Source organism: Halarchaeum nitratireducens, assembly GCF_014647155.1.
Taxonomy (GTDB): domain Archaea; phylum Halobacteriota; class Halobacteria; order Halobacteriales; family Halobacteriaceae; genus Halarchaeum; species Halarchaeum nitratireducens.
On record NZ_BMOQ01000007.1, the window covers coordinates 1 to 18396 of the forward strand.

At 70.4% G+C, this 18396-nt stretch carries 16 protein-coding genes; 10 read left to right on the forward strand and 6 right to left on the reverse strand.

Features of this window, described 5'->3' with window-relative positions:
* Positions 1 to 298: 298 nt before the first annotated feature.
* Positions 299 to 2848: a polyphosphate kinase 1 gene (gene ppk1, locus IEX91_RS12455; RefSeq protein WP_188879339.1), complete on the reverse strand. Its 2550-nt coding sequence runs from the start codon at positions 2846 to 2848 to the stop codon at positions 299 to 301.
* Between the two features lie 180 nt (positions 2849 to 3028).
* Here ppk1 and IEX91_RS12460 point away from each other — a divergent pair, with 180 nt between their 5' ends.
* Positions 3029 to 4078 (forward strand): CNNM domain-containing protein, encoded by a 1050-nt coding sequence (locus tag IEX91_RS12460; RefSeq protein WP_188879340.1) that lies wholly within the window; start codon positions 3029 to 3031, stop codon positions 4076 to 4078.
* A 58-nt stretch (positions 4079 to 4136) separates the two neighbouring features.
* Here IEX91_RS12460 and IEX91_RS12465 read toward each other — a convergent pair whose 3' ends face one another.
* Positions 4137 to 5552 (reverse strand): sensor histidine kinase, encoded by a 1416-nt coding sequence (locus IEX91_RS12465; protein ID WP_188879341.1) that lies wholly within the window; start codon positions 5550 to 5552, stop codon positions 4137 to 4139.
* Between the two features lie 106 nt (positions 5553 to 5658).
* A complete protein-coding gene (locus IEX91_RS12470) occupies positions 5659 to 5847 on the reverse strand; it encodes an HVO_2922 family protein (protein ID WP_188879342.1) in 189 nt (62 codons plus the stop codon).
* 260 nt (positions 5848 to 6107) lie between these two features.
* Here IEX91_RS12470 and IEX91_RS12475 point away from each other — a divergent pair, with 260 nt between their 5' ends.
* Genes IEX91_RS12475 through IEX91_RS12480 form a run of 3 tightly spaced genes read left to right on the forward strand, consistent with a single transcriptional unit; the run spans position 6108 to position 7481 of the window.
* Complete coding sequence (locus IEX91_RS12475) at positions 6108 to 6899, forward strand: DUF7260 family protein (RefSeq protein ID WP_188879343.1); 792 nt, start codon at positions 6108 to 6110, stop codon at positions 6897 to 6899.
* The gene (locus IEX91_RS16550; RefSeq protein ID WP_268238708.1) at positions 6899 to 7021 is read left to right on the forward strand and encodes a hypothetical protein; all 123 of its coding nucleotides are present in this window, start codon (positions 6899 to 6901) and stop codon (positions 7019 to 7021) included. Before IEX91_RS12475 ends, IEX91_RS16550 begins: the two co-directional genes overlap by 1 nt.
* 58 nt (positions 7022 to 7079) lie before the next feature.
* Positions 7080 to 7481, forward strand: coding sequence for a metal-dependent transcriptional regulator (locus tag IEX91_RS12480; RefSeq protein WP_188879345.1), 402 nt, complete (start codon positions 7080 to 7082; stop codon positions 7479 to 7481).
* 46 nt (positions 7482 to 7527) lie between these two features.
* Here the strand turns inward: IEX91_RS12480 and IEX91_RS12485 are convergent, their stop codons facing one another.
* The 3 genes from IEX91_RS12485 to IEX91_RS12495 form a co-directional block, all read right to left on the reverse strand.
* A complete protein-coding gene (locus IEX91_RS12485) occupies positions 7528 to 7953 on the reverse strand; it encodes a GtrA family protein (protein ID WP_188879346.1) in 426 nt (141 codons plus the stop codon).
* On the reverse strand, positions 7954 to 9381 hold the full coding sequence (locus IEX91_RS12490) for a sulfatase (protein WP_188879348.1): 1428 nt from the start codon (positions 9379 to 9381) through the stop codon (positions 7954 to 7956).
* 190 nt (positions 9382 to 9571) lie between these two features.
* Positions 9572 to 10684, reverse strand: coding sequence for a pyridoxal-phosphate-dependent aminotransferase family protein (locus IEX91_RS12495; RefSeq protein ID WP_188879621.1), 1113 nt, complete (start codon positions 10682 to 10684; stop codon positions 9572 to 9574).
* A gap of 117 nt (positions 10685 to 10801) precedes the next feature.
* On the opposite strand from IEX91_RS12495, the gene IEX91_RS12500 reads away from it, so the two are divergent.
* From IEX91_RS12500 to IEX91_RS12525, 6 genes are read left to right on the forward strand one after another with little or no spacing between them, the layout of a single operon-like run.
* Positions 10802 to 12610 carry a DUF7408 domain-containing protein gene (locus IEX91_RS12500; RefSeq protein ID WP_188879350.1) on the forward strand — a complete coding sequence of 603 codons (1809 nt, stop codon included), beginning with the start codon at positions 10802 to 10804 and terminating at the stop codon, positions 12608 to 12610.
* Positions 12607 to 14955, forward strand: coding sequence for a VWA domain-containing protein (locus tag IEX91_RS12505; RefSeq protein WP_188879352.1), 2349 nt, complete (start codon positions 12607 to 12609; stop codon positions 14953 to 14955). The genes IEX91_RS12500 and IEX91_RS12505 overlap by 4 nt, the downstream gene beginning before the upstream one ends.
* On the forward strand, positions 14952 to 15551 hold the full coding sequence (locus IEX91_RS12510; RefSeq protein WP_188879355.1) for a chromosome partitioning protein: 600 nt from the start codon (positions 14952 to 14954) through the stop codon (positions 15549 to 15551). The genes IEX91_RS12505 and IEX91_RS12510 overlap by 4 nt, the downstream gene beginning before the upstream one ends.
* 2 nt (positions 15552 to 15553) lie before the next feature.
* Positions 15554 to 16531 (forward strand): DUF7502 family protein, encoded by a 978-nt coding sequence (locus tag IEX91_RS12515; protein ID WP_188879356.1) that lies wholly within the window; start codon positions 15554 to 15556, stop codon positions 16529 to 16531.
* Positions 16528 to 17493: an AAA family ATPase gene (locus IEX91_RS12520; RefSeq protein WP_188879357.1), complete on the forward strand. Its 966-nt coding sequence runs from the start codon at positions 16528 to 16530 to the stop codon at positions 17491 to 17493. The genes IEX91_RS12515 and IEX91_RS12520 overlap by 4 nt, the downstream gene beginning before the upstream one ends.
* Positions 17490 to 18368, forward strand: a complete 879-nt coding sequence (locus tag IEX91_RS12525) for a DUF58 domain-containing protein (protein ID WP_188879358.1) — start codon at positions 17490 to 17492, stop codon at positions 18366 to 18368. The genes IEX91_RS12520 and IEX91_RS12525 overlap by 4 nt, the downstream gene beginning before the upstream one ends.
* The last annotated feature ends 28 nt before the right edge of the window (positions 18369 to 18396 follow it).

Below are 18396 nucleotides of genomic sequence, written 5' to 3' on the forward strand. Positions count from 1 at the left end.
GAGTGCGCGAGCCTCTGGGAACACCGATTCGCCGCCTCGCTATTCATAATCGGAGAGTTGGTGGGATGCTGGCGGATTCCGCCGACTCGTTCATTCGGTATTCGTTTGCCCGGAGAGCCATAGCGCTCTCGGCGGCGAGCGATCGCGGTCGGAACCGATCCTCGGGAGCGTGTGTCTTTCGAACCCCGGGTGACGGTTGGTTGTCCGTCACCTCGGGGCGGCGTAGTCGACGTCCGCCGAGCACCGACACCGGTCCGTCGCGTTCCGACTCGTGCTGATCGCGGCGCTCTCGTGGGTTCTACTCGTACTCGATGCGGAGGCGCTCGCGTGCACCTTCGCGCGTCTTGAAGTAGCGTCGGTCGCCGTCCGCCGTGCGGACCGCCCACCGGTACGTCTCGCTCTCGGGGCGGTACCAGTGGTCGGCCTGTCGCTCGAAGATCGAGTCGGCGTCGGTCTCGGGCCGCGTCGAGCGCGCCGCGTCGTTCGCAGCGTCGATGGCCTCGGCGTGGTCAGTGGCATGCTCCGTCGTCTCGACGACGCCGGTGTCAGGAGCGTGTCCCACGTCGTCCGGGTCCGCGACGGACGCGGTAGCGGCGGGTCCGTCGGCGCCGTCGAGTTCCCGGCTACCGTCGTCGACCGACGTCGCGTCCGGCCGCGTCTCGGGGGCCGGCTCGATCAGGAGCTCTCCGTCGATCAGCTCCTCGTCGACCTCGAACCCCGGGCCGTAGCCGCTCTCGACGGCGTCGGTGGCCGCTCGCATCAGCGTCTCTTGGAGGTCGCACACCGCTTCGTCCGCCCCCGGCGTGGCCTGTTCGTAGCTCCCGTCGCTCTGCATCACCCATCGACGGCGGTTGTCGCGCAGCGAGAGTTCGAGGATGAAGCGGAGTTGCGCGCGGAGCGCGGGGGTCTCGACGGGCGTGACGGCCTCGACGCGGTAGTCGAGGTTGCGGGTCATCCAGTCGGCCGAACCGATGTACCACTCCGGTTCGCCCGCGCCGTCTGCCGCGTGCGGGTCCGTAGACCGCGCCCCGTTCTCGAAGTAGAAGACGCGCGCGTGCTCGAGGAATCGCCCGACGATCGAGTGAACCGCGATGTTTTCGCTCACGTCGTCGAGCCCCGGCCGGAGCCGACAGATGTCGCGCACGATGAGGTCGATCTCGACCCCGGCCATCGAGGCCCGGTAGAGCTCCGCGACGATCTCCGGGTCCTCCAGTCCGTTCACCTTCGCCACGATCCGGGTCGGGCGACCGTTTCGGGCGTGTGCGGCCTCGCGGCGGATCATCTCGACGAACCGTTCGCGCATCGTGACGGGCGCGATCAGGAGTTTGCGGAACTGATCGTCGAGCGTCGGTCCCGTGAAGAAGTTGAAGACCTTCGTGAGGTCCTGACCGATGTCCCGGTCCGCGCTCAGCAACCCGAGATCGGAGTATCCCTTCGCGGTCTGCGAGTGGTAGTTGCCCGTCCCGACGTGCGAGTAGAGCTGAACGCCGTCGGCCTCCTGGCGGACGACGAGTGCGGTCTTCGTGTGGGTCTTCAGCCCGACCGTACCGTACGCGACGTGGATCCCCTCCTCTTCGAGGCGGCGGACCCACTCGAGGTTGTTCTTCTCGTCGAAGCGCGCCTTGAGCTCGACCATCACCGCGACCTGTTTGCCGTTGTCCGCGGCGTCGATGAGGCTCTGGATCACCTTCGAGTCGCTCGCCGTCCGGTAGATCGCCGCCTTCACCGCGAGGACGTTCGGATCGTTCGCCGCGGCGTCGAGGAAGCGTTGGACGGTCCCCTCGAAGGAGTGATACGGGTGGTGGACGAGGATCTCACCCTCGCGGATCTCCCGGAAGATGTCGAGTTCGTCGTCGGTCGCGTCGCCGGCCGACGGCCGGAGTCGGGGGTGCGGCTTCGGCGTCCACGGGTCGAGTTTGAGGTCCGGGCGGTCCAGTTCGGTGAGTTCGAAGAAGTCCTCGAAGTCGAGGGGACCCTCGCGGTAGAAGACCTCGCGTTCGCTGACGTCGAGGTTCTCTTTGAGGATGTCGACGGCGCGCTCTGGCATGTCCGCGTCGACCTCGAGGCGGACGACGGTGGCGAACCGGCGCTGGTCGAGGACGTCCTCGATGATGTCGATGAGGTCCTCGGCCACCTCCTCGTTCCGTCTCACCTCGGCGTTGCGCGTCACCCGGAACTTCGAGACGTCGACGACGTCGAGGTCGGGAAGCAGGACGTCGAGGTTCGCCTCGATGACGTTCTCGATGAGGACGTATCGCCCGGTCGTGTTCGGGACGGCGACGAGCCGGGGTTGGTTCGACGGGATCTTGATCCGGGTGAACGTCTCCTCGCCGTCCGCCCCGCGCGAGAGGACGGCGAGAGAGAGCGAGAGATTGGAGATGAACGGGAACGGGTGTGCGGGGTCGAACGCGAGCGGCGTCAGCGTCGGGAGGATCGACTCCTCGAAGTGCGCTCGGAGCGCGTCGCGCTCGTCGTCCGCCAAGTCGTCGCAGTCGACGACCTCGATGCCCGCGTCCGCGAGCGCGGGGCGCAGCTCGGTCAGCCAGTAGTCGGACTGACGCTCGAAGAGCGGACGGGCGGTTTCGAGGACCTCCTCCCACTGCTCTTCAGGGGTGCGTCCGTCCGGCGTCGTCTCGGTCACGCCCGCGTCCATCTGTTGTTCGAGACCGCCGACGCGCTTCATGAAGAACTCGTCCGTGTTCTTCGTGAAGTACGCGAGAAAGCGCAAGCGTTCGAGCGGTGGGTTCCGCTCGTCCAGCGCCTCGCTCAACACACGCTCTTGAAACGCCAACTCGGAGAGCTCCCGATTGAGATAGTACGTCGGGTCCGCTAGATCTGGCTCAGTCATCTCGTGCCTCGCGTCCACCTCGCGACGGAACCGCGATAAACCCCCAGAATGTAGCGGTACGGGCGGATATATACCTCCCAGTACCCGGGTGTCGGTGAACGATCGGTCGGAAGCGGCCGGGAGCGGACGCGGACGCGTCGGCCCCGATTTTTTTGATCGCGTTCCCGGTACGTCCTCGTGATGACGCCCCCCGAGATCGTGATACGCCTCCTCGCCGGGGTCGGTCTCATCCTGGCGAACGGGTTCTTCGTGGCGATCGAGTTCGGGTTGACGCGCGCCCGCCAGTTCAGCGAGTCGGAGTTCGTCGACGGGAACCCCGCGCTCGAACGCGCGTGGGAGATGACCAACGATCTCGAGATCTATCTGACGACCTGTCAGGTCGGGATCACCGCCTCCAGTATCGCGGTCGGGATCGTCGCCGAGCCCGCGCTCGCCGCGCTCTTCGAGCCGTATTTCGCGGGGACGGGGCTCGCCTCGGTGGGCGCCGGGGCGATCCTCGCCTTCACGATCATCAACCTCCTCCACCTGACGCACGGCGAGCAGACGCCGACCTACCTCGGCGTCGAGCGCTCGCGCACCGTCTGTCGCTACGGCGCGACGCCGCTCTACTGGTTCAACGCGCTCATCTCGCCGCTCATCACGCTCGGTGACGCGGTCGCCAAGGGGACGCTCCGGCTCTTCGGCGTCGAGATGACGGGCGCGTGGCTCGAAACCGAGGCGGACGTCCTGGAGTCGCGGGCGGACCTCCGCAATCGCCTCGACTCGCTTCTCGCACGCGGGGAGCTCCCCGAGGAGCGTCGCGAGGAGGTGCTGAGCGCGCTCGATGCGGACGAGCTCGAGATCAGCGAGATCATGGTGCCCGCGGCGGAGATCGTGGCGATCTCGGTGTCGGCGGACGTGGAGGAGAACCTCGATCGAATCCGCAGCAGCCCGCACACGCGGTTCCCCCTCGTCGGCGATGGCCTCGCGGACTTCCGCGGGATCGTCTACTCGCCGTCGATCATCGACCACTACGAGGGGCTGAAGGCGGGGACGACGTCGTTCGAGGAGATCGCGGCACCGCCGATGACGCTCGCCGCGGACACGAGCGTCAGCGACGCGTTCGATCAGTTCCAGGCCGAAGATCAGGAGATCGCGCTCGTCCTCCGCGGCGGGAGCGTCGTCGGCCTCCTCACCGCCACGGACGCGCTCGAAACCGTGATGGGGAACTTGGAGGACCCGCTCGACTGAGCCGGCTCCCGCCGTCGCCCCCCGTCGTCGTCCCGTTGCCGTCGCACCGCTCGGCGTGCTACGCGTCGCCGACGACGATCTCGAAGCGCGCGCCGCCGGACGCGCTCTTCCGGGCGTCGATCGACCAGCCGTGGCCGTCGATGATCCGCTCGACGATCGCCAGCCCGAAGCCGCTCCCGCTCTTCGCGGTCGTATAGCCCTTCTCGAAGATCCGTTCGCGTTCGATCGCGGGGATCCCGGGACCGTCGTCCTCGACGTAGACGCCGCGGTCGTCCGCGAGGACACCGGCGGTGATGGTCACGTCGCTCGGGCCGTGCTCGGCGGCGTTCCGGATCAGGTTCTCGAAGGCCTCCATCACCCGCGCGGCGTCGCATTCGAGCCCGATGCTTCCCGTGACGTCGAGCGAACTCCCCGGCGCGTGGACGTTCTCGTAGCTCCCGGTGACGAGCTCCGCGAACTCGACGCGGGACCGCTCGCCGACCAGTTCGCCCGCGCGGGCGCGTTCGAGTAGGTCCTCGATCAGCACGTCCATGCGATCGAGCGCGGAGAGCACCGTTCCCAAGCGCTCGTGATCGTACTCGTTCGCCACGAGACGGACGTTCCCGTCCGCGACGTTCAGCGGATTCCGGAGGTCGTGCGCGACGGTGCCCGCGAACTCCTCCAGTTGGTCGACCTTCTCGACCAGCTCGCGCTGGTACACCTTCCGGTCGGTGACGTCGCGCGAGAGGCCGACGATCGACGTGACGGCTCCGGTGTCGTCCCTGATCGGACGACAGCGGGACTCGACCCAGAGCTGGACGGCCTCGGACTTGTCGACGCGGTACTCGACGACCTGCGGTTCGCCCGCGGACGCGTGCTCCATCGCCACCGTCACGCGCTCGATGTCCCCCTCGTGGACCCGATCCAGGAACGACGTCGGATCGTCGCGGAGGGTGTCGGTCGACTGGCCGAACAGCGCCTCGTGTCTGTCGTTGATGAACTGCAACTCGCTCCAATCCGCCGAGAACACCCACAGCGCCTGCTCGGTGACGGAGACGATCTCGCGGAGTCGTCGATCCGTCCGCTCGGCCCGGCGCTGCGCGCGGCGGTGATCAACGTAGGTGACGATCTTCCGCGCGAGCAGCGGCGCCTGGTTCCCCACGGCCTCTTGGATGACGTAGTCGGTGACGCCGGCCTCGATGCTCTCGCTGGCGACCGTCTCGTCGCCCGTCTCCGTGAAGAGCAGGAAGGGGAGGTCCGGGTACTCCTCGCGGACGTCGCGCAGGAACGCGACGCCGTTGGACGCCTCGAGGTGGTAATCCGAGAGGACGCAGTCGATCTGCGTGCCGTCGAGGATCGCCCGCCCCCCGGCCACCGTCTCGGTGGTGACGATGTCCAGTCGCGGCTCCTCCATGCGCAACTGGGTACTGAGCAGTTCTAGAAGCTGCGGATCGTCGTTCACGTACAGGACGGTGATCCGATCCTCGTCCGCCATGGTCGTCCTTTGGGGGAAAGCGAGGATAACCGTTCCCATGCGGCGTGACGCGAGCGCCGACGCCGCGCGGGATGACGCTCGGACGGGTCGAGCGCGCCAGTCTTCCCTACCCGTCGACGTCCACCACCTCGGCGTCGGGCGCGTTCCCTTTCACGCTCTCGATCCCTTGGGTCGCCTTCTGCCGGGAGGCGTATCCCTCGCCGGAGTCCGCGATGACGTTCCCGTTGTCGTGCACGAGTCGCCAGCGCCACTGTCCCGCCGCGTCCGTGTACACCTCGAAGGTCGCGTTGCTCATCGGTCCCACGTACCAACCCAGTCGGTAAAACGGTTCGGGGCCGGGTCGCCGCGCGCCGCGGCGACGCGCGGCCCGCACCCCGGTCGTTCGAACGCGCCGGATGACCGAAGTAATTATGTGTTTTTAGGACAGCCTAAAAATTATGTGTGGCACTGTCGCGGGGAGCGGGTCGACACGACGCGGCCGCGCCCCGACCGGCGAGGTGTTCCTCGCGAGGGAGCAACCCGACGACTGCGCGGGTGGCGGGTGAGCGCGTGCCGATGGACGAGACACACATCGAGCGCGCGCTGGCGCGAGTCCGGGGCGAACGCGAGCGCGTCGACGCCGAACGGACCGCCCTCGATCGCTTCCGGAAGGACGTCGAGTCGATCGAGCCGGCCGCCGCGACGCGGGCCGCGGCGGACGGCTCTGCGAACGCTGGGACCGCTGTCGCGGCTGGAACGCCGAACGAACCGGCGTCGTCCCCGGAGTGCCGTCGCGTCCGCGAGGCGTTCGTAGACACCGCCCACGACGCCGTTACGGCGCCGGACGAGGACCGTTCTGTCTCGGAGACGATGCGGGAGGAATTGGGCTGGGAGGTCGCGCGCGCCGTCTCGCCGGGGACGACGACGGCGTTCACGACCGGGATCAAGCGGGCGGTGCTGTCCGCCGTCGACGAGCGCCGCCGGGAGCTACGGACGCTCGCGGGCGCGCTCGACGTCGAAGCGCGGTCGCTCGACGAGAGCCGCGAGGCGATCGAGGGGGTCGCGGAGGCGCTCGTCCGGGCGGACGGGACGTCGCCGGCCTCGCTCGGCTTCGACGGCCTGCGTGAGCGCCACGACGCGCTCGCGGGCCACCGCGAGACGTGCGATCGGGTCGGCGAGGAGCGACAGGCGGTGCTCGCCCGCTCGACGAACCGGGGGCTCGTCGGCGTCGAACAGCGGGCCCTCGCCGCGACCCTCTACGAGCCGCTGTCCGTCGACTACCCCGCGTTGGCGACGGTCGCGCGACTCGACGCCGTGCTCGACGAGCGACAGCGAACCGTCCGCGACCACCTCCTCCGACGGGGATGATGGGGCGACGCCGCCGGAACGGGCGACTCTGGGCCGCGCTCTTCTGTCGGCTGTTCGGCGACGGTGAGCGCGACGGCGACGACGACGGGACGCCGGCAGCGACCGCGGGTGATGCCGAGTGAGTGCGATCGGCGCCGACGCGGCGCGTCGAGACCGAGCGATTCGATCGGGTGCGTGCACGTGACGGTCTCGACGCGCTATCTGCTGGCGGTGTACGAACTCGCGGAGACGACCGACGAGCGCGTCTCGACGACCGCGATCGCCGACGCCGTCGATCGCTCCCGACCGACGACGACGGAGGCGATCCAGCGCCTCGACGACCACGGCCTGGTCGATTACGAGGCGTATCAGGGCGTTCGGCTCACCGACGACGGCCGCGAGCGGGCGGCGTCGCTCCACGAGGAGTACGAGGTCCTCAACCGGTTCTTCGACGACGTCTTGGGCGTCGAGGGGGCGGCCGAGGAGGCGGCCGACCTCGTCGGGATCGTCAGTCCCACCGTCCTCGGACGCCTCGACGAGACCGTGATCGCACCCGTCGCGGACCGCACCGACGCCGAGGAGACGATGCAGTCGTCTGAGTGACCGACGGGACATCGTTCACGGCCGAGACCGCCGGCCCGGACACCCGTCAGACGCCGCGCCACGTCAGCCGCGTGTCGAGGACGTAGCGGTAGAGGCCGCTCACGTGGATGGCGACGACGTTCGCCCACAGGTAGGGAATGCCGTAGAGTTCGACGAGCGCGGCGAGAACGCCCAGTTGGATCGGGATCGCCGTTCCCTGGATGACGTTCGTCGTGAGGAGTCCGCGGACGTACTCGCGCGGCGTGGTGTGGCGGTGGTCGCGGAACGTCCAGGCGTTGTTGAGGATGTACGTGAGGATGATCGTGCACTCGATGGCGACGGTCGCGCCGGCGAGGTAGTGCCACGCGAGGACGTCGACGAGCAGCCACAGCAACGCCAACTGGACGCCGGCGGTGGCCGTGCCGACGGCGGCGAACCGGCGGAGGCGGACGGCGCGTGGCCCCTTCGTAAGCGCGCGGAGAAGCGCGCGCATCTATCGGTAGCCGAGTGCTTCGAGGTGCGCTTCGAGGTCCGCGTCGGCGTCGTCATCGCCGCCGTCGTTTGCCGTGGCGGTCGCCTCGCGGAGCGATGCGGCGTGGTCGTCGACGGCGGGGGCGAGTCGCTCGATCGCGTCGGCGGCCTCCGGGGTCGGGTCGCCGTGCAGGTCGTCCTGCTGATCGGGGTCCGTGGGCCGGTGGTAGAGCTCCGCGGTCTCAGCGTCGACGTTTCGGACGTACGTCCAGTCCCGATCGCGCGCGCTCACGAGCAGGTCGCCGTCGTCGAGCGAGCGCGGGATCGGTTGGCTCGTGACCTCCTCACTCCGGACGGCGACGGAGACAACCGGATCCGCGCGGGGCGACTCGCCGTCGGCGACCGCCGGGACGAGGGAGTCGCCGGTCCACGCGGGATCGGGGTCGGCGTCGAGGAGGTCCGCGACGGTCGGCGGGATCGCGTCGAGACCGACGTGCTCGGCGACGCGCCCGCCGTCGACGCCGGGGACGTCGACGACGAGCGGGACGTGGACGAGCTCGTCGTAGAGCTTCGGATAGTGGGCGAGGTGGCCGTGCTCTTGGAACTCCTCGCCGTGATCCCCGGCGACGACGACGGCGGTGTCGTCGTAGTGACCGGTCGCCGCGAGCGTCTCGCGCAGGCGGCCGATGCTGGCGTCGACCTGCCGGACCGCGGCCTGATAGAGCGTGCGGAGTTCCGCGAGGGTGCGCTCGTCGACGTCGAGGCCGAGGCCGGTGCGGACGTGCGCGTGGAGCATCCGGTGCGTCCCGACGCGGTCGCCGGACACTTCGCGGATGTAGCGCGGGGCGGGGACGTAGGGCGTGTGGGTGTCCATGTAATGGACCCAGCAGAAGAAGGGGTCGTCGGCGTCCGCGATGAACGACGTCGCGGCGTCCTCGACGGCGAAGAGCCGCGAGGCGTCGAGAAAGGGCCGGTCGTCGGCGTCGCCGGCGGTCCACGCCCGGAGGCGGCGGAGGGGCGACGTGGCGAGTTGGATCCACGCCTCGACGGTCGGGTGCGTCGCGAGATAGCGGTTGTATCGCCCGCTCCCGACGCCGGTGACGAACGCGTCGAACTCGTCGAAGCCGCCGTCGTATCCCCAGTGTTCGGTGAGGAATCCGTTCGCGGCGTTGAATCCGCCCGTGGCGACCCCCTCGTCGGCGAGCGTCGCGGCGAGCGTCGGCGACCCCGTGACGCCGATCGACCCGGTGTCGGCGAAGACGGGCCGCGAGGCGAGAAGCGACGGGAAGGAGAACGGCGTCCAGTTGCCGGTGGCGAACGCGCGCTCGAAGACGGTTCCGTGAGCGGCGAGATCGTCGAGAACCGGCGTATGCCGTCGGTCGTCGTACGGGCCGATCGCGTCGGCGCGCAGCGAGTCGACGGTGACGAGGAGGACGTTCGAGATGGACATGGTCGACGGTCGGACGGCGGCGCCGGCATCGAGGCCCACCGCCCCGATCGCCGCTCGCGTGATACGTTCCGCTACTCGACAAGCGAGTTTATACCGTCCGGTTTTCCCGGGCGGGCGCGGGAAGCGTGCGCGCGACGGCGCTCGCGGGACGCGGCGCACGGCTACGAACGGGACGGCGGTGCGGGCGGCCTCAGAGGCCCGCGACGTCCTCGATGGCGTCCGTCAGCGCCCGGATGCTCTCGACGTCGTGCTCGCCCATGTGGCCGATCCGGAACGTCTTCTCGCCGAGCGCGGAGCCGTAGCCGTTCGAGAAGACGTAGTCGTACTCCTCGGACACCGCCTCGATGGTCGCGGCGACGTCGATGTCCGCCGTGTTCTCGATGCAGGAGACGGTCTGGGACTCGTAGCCGTCCTCGGGGAAGACGTCGAAGTGCTCCATCGCCCACTCGCGGGTGTACTCGGCCATCTCGCGGTGGCGCTCGCTGCGGGCCTCGTGGCCCTCATCGAGCATGTGTTTCATCTGCTTGCGGTAGGCGAGCATCACGGGAATGGCGGGCGTCGAGTGCGTCTGTCCCTTCCGGTCGTAGTAGTCGAGCGAGCGCTGGAAGCCCCCGTACCACGACGCCTCGTCCTTCTCCAGCTCGCGCTCGTACGCCGCGTCGCTGACGACGCAGACCGCGAGGCCGGGCGGCATGGCGAAGGCCTTCTGCGTCGAGGCGAAGATGACGTCGATGTCGTGCTCGTCGATGTCGACGTAGTCGCCGCCCAGCGCGGAGACGGCGTCGACGACGAAGTAGGTGTCCGGGTACTCCTTGAGGACGTCGCCGATCTCCTCGATGGGGTTGCGAACGCCCGTCGAGGACTCGTTCATCACGCAGGTGACGACGTCGTAGTGTTTGTCCGTCGAGTCGAGGTGCGCGCGGATGTCCTCGGGCTTGATCGCCTCGCCCCACTCGTACTCCAGTCGATCGACGTTCTTCCCGAGTCGCTCGGCGACGTTCGCGTGGCGCTCGCTGAACGAGCCGCAGGTCGGCACGAGGATGTTCTCGTCGACGAGGTTGAGCGTCGAGGCCTCCCAGAACTCGGTGCCGGAGGCCGTGAGGACGATGACCTCGTTGTCCGTGCCGAGGAACTCCTTCGTGTCCTCGACGACGGTCGTGTAGAGGTCGGTCATGCGGTCCATCCGGTGGCCGAACATCGGCTGGGCCATCTCGTCGATGACGTCCTCGCGGACTTCGGTCGGGCCGGGGATGTACAGCGTCTTGTCGGGATAATCGCCCGTGTATTCGCGTTTCTCGGTCACGAGATCCACCTAGTGACCGCAACTCCGGCGGCCCGGAGTATGGTAGTTGTGATTGGGGCGGACAGTGGCGACGCGGACAGTGGACACGCTCAATAGCCGGCGGGCCGACGTGTCCGTATGGCCCTCGCGGACGTCCTCCTCGCCCCGATGGGGTTGCTGGCGCTACTGGCCCTCCTGCCGGTCGTCGTCCTCTACCTCATCAAGCCCGATCCCGCCGAGCGGGATCTCCCGACGCTGCGCTTTCTCGTCGCGGGCGAGCGCGACGCGGAGACGCGAGCGCGTTTCGAGCGTCTCCGTCGCAACCTCCTCCTGTGTCTCCAACTGCTCGCGCTCGTCGCGATCGCGGTGGCGCTCGCCGCGCCGTACGTCACCGTCCCCGCGGACGCGACCGTCGAGCAGACCGTGCTCGTCGTCGACGCGAGCGCGAGCATGGCGACCCAGACGGACGGGTCGACGCGCTTCGCCCGCGCGGTCGCGGCCGCCCGCGCCGACGTCACGGAAACGACGTCGCTCGTCGTCGCCGGCGGCGGGAGTCGCGTCGAGCTCCGCCACGGCGGATCGACGGCCGCACGCCGGAGCCTCGGAGACCTCCGGGTCACGGACGCCCCGGGCGATCTCCGGAGCGCGATCTCACAGGCGGCGGCGATCGCGGACGCCGACGCCCGAGTGGTCGTCTACAGCGACTTCGCGGGCGACTCGGAGTGGGCGGACGCGGTCGAGTCGGCGCGTGCGCGCGGGCTCGCGGTCGACCTCCGGCAGTTCGGCGGCGGCGGGGAGGCGAACGTCGGTATCGTCGAGCGGGCCTTCTCGGGGCAGAACGTCACGGTGTCCGTGAAGAACTACGCGGACGCGACCGTCCAGCGGACGCTGACGCTCGGCGACCAGCGCCGGACGTTGACGTTCGCGCCCGGCGACGTGCGGAGCGCGACGTTCGCCGTACCGGGCGGCGGCGGGACGCTCGCGTTGACGCCGGGTGACTCCTTTCCGACCGACGACGCCGTGCCGATCGCCGCGCCCGCCGATCCGACGATCGACGTCCTCCTGTTGACGAACGACGAGGACGAGTACCTGACGACGGCGCTCTCGGTCAACGATCAGGTGGCGCTGACGGTCGATCGGCCGCCGACGGCGATCGAGGGCACCTACGACGTCGTGATCTACGGCGGTCTCCAGCCCTCGCGTCTGCTCGAAGGCAACGTTCAGGCGGGGCGGGAGACGCTCGCGCGCGGCGGCGGCGTCGTCGTCCGCGCGCAGTCGTCGAACATGCCGGTCGAGAAGTACGGCGACCTGCTCCTCCTCGCCCCGAACGGGACGTCGCGGAACCCGACGCTCGCGCCGACCGCCGAGAGCGAACTGACGCGCGGGCTCTCCTTCCCGCCACCCGAGCGCTATCTGACTGGGGGACTCCGAGAGGGGCGGGCGCTCGTGGCGACGAGCGACGGCACGCCGCTCGTGGCGACCGCCGAGCGCGGCCCGGGCCGCATCCTCTACGACGGCTACCTGTCCGACGCCTCGGCGTTCAAGTACGACTACGAGTACCCCGTGTTCTGGAAGCGCGCGATCGCGCACCTCGCGGGCCGCGAGAGCCTCGCCGCGTCGAACCGCGAGACGGGGACGCGACTCGCCTTCGAGACGCCGACCGCGGTCGAGACGCCGACGGGGACGGTGAACGCGACGAGCGTGCGTCTCGACCGCGCGGGCTACTACGTCGTCGGCGACCGGCGCTACAGCGCGGCGCTAACGAGCGAGTCGGAGTCCGCCGTGGCGACGACGCCGCTCGACGCGCGGAGCGGTGACGACGCCGCGCCGCCGACGCGCACCGATCGGAGCCCCGTCCCGCGACCGCTCACGGGGTACGTCGCGCTCGCCGCGCTCCTCGTCTGTCTCGGTGAGCTCGCCTACCTCCGGCGGGAGGGCGATCTGTGACCGTCACGGTCGCCGGCGTCACCGCCGGGCTGACGACGCCGCTCGCGCTCCTCACCGCGCCGGTCGCGCTCGTCGCGCTCTGGGGCATCGTCGCCTACCGGACGGACGGCACGGCGTCGCGGCGGAGTCGTCTCGCGCTATTGACCTCCCGGGCCGTGATCGTCGTCCTCCTCGTCGGCGCGGCGGCCGGGCCGTACACCGTGGCGAGCGCGGAGACCCCGGGCGACCCGCACGTGACGCTGCTGACCGACCGCTCCGACAGTATGAACGTCACGGAACCCGTAGACGGGCTCACGGATGCGATCGAACGGGAGGGCGTGCCGGTGACGACCGCGACGGTCGGCGAGGGCACCCGCTCGCGGATCGGCGACGGGGTCGCCGCGAACCTCCAGTCGAACGGCAGCGTCGTGGTCGTCTCCGACGGGCAGGTGACGGGCGGGCGGAGCCTCGCCGCCACCGCCGAGCTCGCCCGATCGCTGAACGCGACGATCAGCGCCGTCGACGTCACGCCGACGCGCACGGAGCGCCACGTCCGAGTGAGCGGTCCGGCGAAGACGAGCGTCGGCGTGGAGAACAGCTTCCTCGCCAGCGTCGACGGCGTCGAGACCGACGGCGACGTCGCGCTCCGCGTCACGGTCGACGGGACGGAGGTCGTCTCGCGGACGCTCGATGGCACCGGAACCGTCTCGTTCTCGCACACCTTCGAGACGACGGGCTCGCACCGCGTCACGGCGACGATCGATGGAGAGGACGTCTACGACGTCAACGACGCCTCCCGGCGCTCGGTGTCCGTCGTCGAGCGCCCCCGCGTGCTCTACGTCTCGCGGGGCGACTACCCGCTCCGGGACTACCTCGGGACGCTCTACGACGTCCAGACGGCCTCGTCGGTGCCGTCGAACCTCGACCCCTACTACGCCGTCGTGGTGCAGAACCTCGCGGCGGACGATCTGGGGGACGCGGAGGCGCTCCAGCGCTTCGTCATCGACGGCGGCGGCCTCGTCGTCGCCGGCGGCGACCGCGCCTTCGAACACGGCGACTACGCCCAGAGCGCGTTCGGGTCGATGCTCCCCGTGACGGCCGGGGCGGCCGGCGGATCGAGCGCGAACGTCGTGCTCGCGGTCGACGTCTCCGGGAGTGCGCAGGGCGGTCTCGGCACCCAGAAGGCCATCGCGCTCGACGCCCTCTCGCAGCTCGGCGACTCGAATAGCGTCGGCGTGGTCGCGTTCAACAGCCGGGCGTACCGGATCGCGGACCTCCGGCCGCTCGGGGAGAGCCGCGCGGAGACGGCGACGCTGATCCGACGGCTCACCGCGGGCGGCGCGACGGACATCGCCGCGGGACTGCGCGGCGCGGACGAACTGCTCGGCGAGGAGCGCGGCACCGTCATCCTCGTGAGCGACGGCTTCGCCGACCGGGAAGCGGCGGTACGCGCGGCGTCGGCGCTCGGCGACGCGGGTACGCGCGTCATCAGCGTCGGCGTCGGGGAGTCGACGGACGAGGGCACGCTCCGCGGGATCGCGGACGCCTCCGGCGGGACGTACTACCGGGCCGACGAGACGAACCGGCTCAGCCTCCAGTTCGGCGACGCCGCCCGCCGGTACCGCGGCTCGGGGCTGACGGTCGTCGATCCGAACTCGTTCGTCACCGCGGGCGTCACGCTCCGCTCGAACCCCGGGCGGGCGAACGCCGTCTCGGTCAAGCCCGGCGCGGACTACCTCGTCGCCACGGCCGACGGGACGCCCGCCGTCGCGGCGTGGCGATACGGCCTCGGGCGCGTGCTCACGATCACGGCCCACGACGCCGACAGTAGCCTCGACGGCCTGCTCTCCCGGCCGGACTCGCTGCTCGTGACGAAATCGGTCAACTACGCCATCGGCGATCCCGAGCGCAAGCGCGGCGGCGTCACGGACGTCGCGGACACGCGCGTCGGCGAGCCGACGACCGTCACCTACCGCGGGGCCGAGCGCCCGCGCGCCGACGGCCTCGACTTCCGCGCGGTCGGCGACGGCGTCTACCGCGCGACGGTGACGCCGAGCGAACCGGGGTACGAGAGCGTGCTCGGCGCGACGTACGCCGCGAACTATCCCGCGGAGTACGGCGCGTTCGGGCCCGCACCCGCGCTCTCCGCGGCCGTCGACGCGACCGGCGGGCGGACCTTCGAGCCGGACGAGGCCGCCGCGATCGCGTCGTTCGCCCGCGAGCAGTCCACGCAGGTCCGCTCCGTCCGGACGGAGTGGGGGTGGCTCTGCCTCCTCGGCGCGCTCCTCGTCCTCACGGGCGAGATCGTCGTCCGCCGGCTGCTCGTCTACCGGGGTGCCGCGACGAACCGGGGTGGGCTGCCGTGACGGCGATCGGGAGCACGCTCAACGTCGCGCTCGTCGGGCTGCTCTGTCTCTCGATCGCCGGGACGGGCGGGGCGACGCTGTTCTTCCAGCACTCCGCGGCCGACCTCGCGGCGCAGAACGACCGCCTCGAAACGCAGAACGAGCAGCTCCGTGAGAACCTCAGCGAGACGCGCGCGGCGCTCGGCGAGACGCGCGAGCGCCTCCGATCGCTCAACGAGAGCGTCGAACGCGCCCGCGGCGATGTCGAGCAGGTCTCGGGCGAGCTCGAGGACACGGAGTCGCAGCTCTCGAACGTGCGCGATCAGCTCTCCGAGACGCGCGCCGACCTCCAGCAGGCGAACGCGCGCGTGAACACCCTCCGGAACGAAGTCGACGACCTGGAGGAGACGAACGAGGAGCTCGCGGACGAGAACGACGACCTCCGCGCGGAGAACCGGAACCTCCGGGCCGAGAACGAGGACCTCCGCGAGCGCGTCGAGGAGCTGAACGACCGCATCGACGCGCTGAACGACCAGATCGAGCGGCTCAACGACCGCATCGACGAACTGGAGAGCCAGCGGACGGCGCGGCTCCGCGCCCCCGCGGGGGCGACGTGACGATGGCCGCCGACGGACGCGACGAACCCAAGGCGGCGCGTGCTCCCGACACCGACACCGACACCGACGCGGACGGTGCCGATCGAGATCGCGCGGCGGCGAGCGACCGGCCGCGCGACGAGCGCGGTGAAGCGCGCGAGCGAATGGCCGCGGCCCTGCGCGCCGTCCGGCGCGAGGGCCGGAAGGTCGCGGCGATCTACGCGACGGTCGACGCCGTCCTCCTCGGACTCCTCGCGGACCTCGCGTGCGCGACGATCGCCGCCGTTCCGGCGCGCGTCGCGCTCCCGGCGGCCGCCCCGATCGCCGCGCTTCCCGTGCCGACACTCGCCGCGGCGGTCGTCGGCGCGCTCGTCTTCGCCACCGAGTACGGCTACCGGACGCGTCGGCCGCTCGTCGAGCAGTTCGAGGCCGCGAACCCCGGGGTACGCGAGGCGCTGCGGACCGCGCGCGACGCCGTCGACGCCGGCAGCGACACGCGGATGGCCGCGCGCCTCTACGAGCGCGTGCTCGACGACCTCCGCGAGACGTCGAGCGTCGCGCTCCTCGACGCCCGCCGCGTCGCCGTCACGGTCGTCGCCGTCGTCGTCGTGAGCCTGCTCTGCGTCCACGCCGCGATCGCCGGCATCGCCTTCGACGTCGGCGGCGGCCCGGGTCCCGCGACCGCGGGTTCCGGCGGCGGTGGCGGAGGCGGTGGCGGCGGCACGAGCGACGAGTACGGCGGCCTGCAGAACGGCTCGGGCGTGCTCGGCGACCCGACGGACGCCCGAGCGGGCGACGACGCGCTCAACGCCTCCGTGGACGCGAGCGGCGGCGGCCCGGGCGGCGACGATCCCGAGTCGTACGACGCGGGCGGCTACACCGGTGGCTCCGACGCCGCGATCGAGAGCCAGCAGGCCGGCTACGACGACCCGACGGGGATCGAGGACGCCGAGCTGATCCGCGAGTACACCCTCCGAATCCGATCCAACCAGAGCCAATGACCGAGGACGACCCCGACATCGAGACCGACATCGACGACCTCCAAGACCGAATCGACGCGGTCCGCGCGGAGATCGGGAAGCAGATCGTGGGCCAACGGGAGGTGATCGACCAACTGCTCGTCTGCGTGCTCGCGGACGGCAACGCCCTCCTGGAGAGCAACCCCGGGCTCGGCAAGACGTCGCTGGTCCGGGCGCTCGCGGCGGCGAGCGACCTCTCCTTCTCGCGCGTCCAGAACACCCCCGACCTGATGCCCTCCGACATCACGGGGACGGAGATCATCCGCGAGAGCGGGACGGGCCGCGAGTTCGTCTTCGAGGAGGGGCCGATCTTCGCCAACGTCGTCCTCGCCGACGAGATCAACCGCGCGACGCCGAAGACGCAGGCGGCGATGCTCGAAGCGATGCAGGAAAAGCAGGTGACGGCCGCGGGCGAGACGTACGCCCTCCCGGAGCCGTTCTTCGTGCTCGCCACGCAGAACCCGATCGATCAGGAGGGGACGTATCCGCTCCCGGAAGCGCAGACCGATCGCTTCCTGCTGAAGATCGTCGTCGACTATCCGGAGAGCGAAGCGGAGCGCGAGATCGTCCGACGCTACACGGGCGACGTCCGTCCCGACCCCGTCGAGCGCGTACTGACGGACGAGCAGATCCGGGCGATCCAGTCGCTCGTCCGCGGCGTGCCGATCGCGGACGACCTCCGCGATCGCGCGATCGACCTCGTTCGCGCGACCCGCGAGGCCGACGAGATCGAGTACGGCGCGAGCCCGCGGGCGAGCATGGGGCTCGTTCGGACCGCGAAGGCCCGCGCCTTCCTCGCCGGGCGCGCGCACGTGAGCTGGGACGACGTCGAGGCGATGGCCCGACCCGTGCTCCGCCACCGCATCCGGCTGGACTTCCGCGCGGAACGCGAGGGCGTGACGCCCGACGACGCCGTCGGTCGTCTACTGGACGAGCGCGAATGATCGACCCCGCCTTCCTCGACGAACTCGCGCGCTTCCGGGCGTCGCTTCGACGCGAGACGTCGGCGCGCCGGCAGGGCGAACAGCGCTCGCCGTACGCTGGCGAGGGGCTGACGTTCGCGGACTACCGTCGTTACGCGCCCGGCGACGACACCCGCCTCATCGACTGGCGGCTGTTCGCGCGCACCGAGGAGCTGTTCGTGAAGGTCTTCGAGGCCGAGCGCAACCTCACCGTCCACGTCCTCCTCGACGCGAGCGCGTCGATGGACTACGGCGACGGCGACGCGCGCAAGTTCGACTTCGGTGCGAAACTCGGCCTCGGCTTCGCCTATCTCGCCGCCGAGGAGCACAACGACTTCCGGTTCTCGCTCTTCCGCGAGCGCCCCGAACGAATCGATACGGGCCGCTCGACGCGGAGCGAACTCCTCGCGCTCGTCGATCGGCTGAACGACACCACGCCCGCGGGCGAGACGGCGTTCGTCGACGCCCTCGACGACTACGCGGCGACGATCGGCTCGAAGTCCCTCGTGATCGTCGTCAGCGACCTCCTCGTCGACCCGGACGCCGTCGCGTCGGGCGTCGCCGCGCTCTCGCGCAACGACGTCGTCCTCCCGCAGGTGCTCTCGCCGGCCGAGCTCGACCCGGAGCCGACCGGCGACACGATCTTCCGCGACCTCGAAACGGGGTCGACGGAGCGGGCGTACTTCGGCGGGCGACGCACCACACAGTACCGCGAGCGCCTCGACGAGCACGTCGCCGCCGTCGCTCAGCGCGCCCGTGACATGCGGGCCGACCACGCCCTGATCGACACCGGGCAGGACTTCTTCGACGCCTTCGCCGCGCTCCGGGCCGAGCCGGACGCGGCGGCGCGACGCTGAGACGGGACGGTGATGCGTGGCTCGCGCG

Excerpts from the sequence above, each read along its gene's own strand:
- IEX91_RS12520 (WP_188879357.1), top strand. The coding sequence starts at position 16,528 with ATGACCGAGGACGACCCCGACATCGAGACCGACATCGACGACCTCCAA.
- IEX91_RS12465 (WP_188879341.1), bottom strand. The coding sequence starts at position 5,552 with ATGGCGGACGAGGATCGGATCACCGTCCTGTACGTGAACGACGATCCG.
- IEX91_RS12490 (WP_188879348.1), bottom strand. The coding sequence starts at position 9,381 with ATGTCCATCTCGAACGTCCTCCTCGTCACCGTCGACTCGCTGCGCGCC.
- IEX91_RS12500 (WP_188879350.1), top strand. The coding sequence starts at position 10,802 with ATGGCCCTCGCGGACGTCCTCCTCGCCCCGATGGGGTTGCTGGCGCTA.
- IEX91_RS12470 (WP_188879342.1), bottom strand. The coding sequence starts at position 5,847 with ATGAGCAACGCGACCTTCGAGGTGTACACGGACGCGGCGGGACAGTGG.
- ppk1 (WP_188879339.1), bottom strand. The coding sequence starts at position 2,848 with ATGACTGAGCCAGATCTAGCGGACCCGACGTACTATCTCAATCGGGAG.
- IEX91_RS12515 (WP_188879356.1), top strand. The coding sequence starts at position 15,554 with ATGGCCGCCGACGGACGCGACGAACCCAAGGCGGCGCGTGCTCCCGAC.
- IEX91_RS12485 (WP_188879346.1), bottom strand. The coding sequence starts at position 7,953 with ATGCGCGCGCTTCTCCGCGCGCTTACGAAGGGGCCACGCGCCGTCCGC.
- IEX91_RS12475 (WP_188879343.1), top strand. The coding sequence starts at position 6,108 with ATGGACGAGACACACATCGAGCGCGCGCTGGCGCGAGTCCGGGGCGAA.
- IEX91_RS12460 (WP_188879340.1), top strand. The coding sequence starts at position 3,029 with ATGACGCCCCCCGAGATCGTGATACGCCTCCTCGCCGGGGTCGGTCTC.
- IEX91_RS16550 (WP_268238708.1), top strand. The coding sequence starts at position 6,899 with ATGGGGCGACGCCGCCGGAACGGGCGACTCTGGGCCGCGCTCTTCTGT.
- IEX91_RS12525 (WP_188879358.1), top strand. The coding sequence starts at position 17,490 with ATGATCGACCCCGCCTTCCTCGACGAACTCGCGCGCTTCCGGGCGTCG.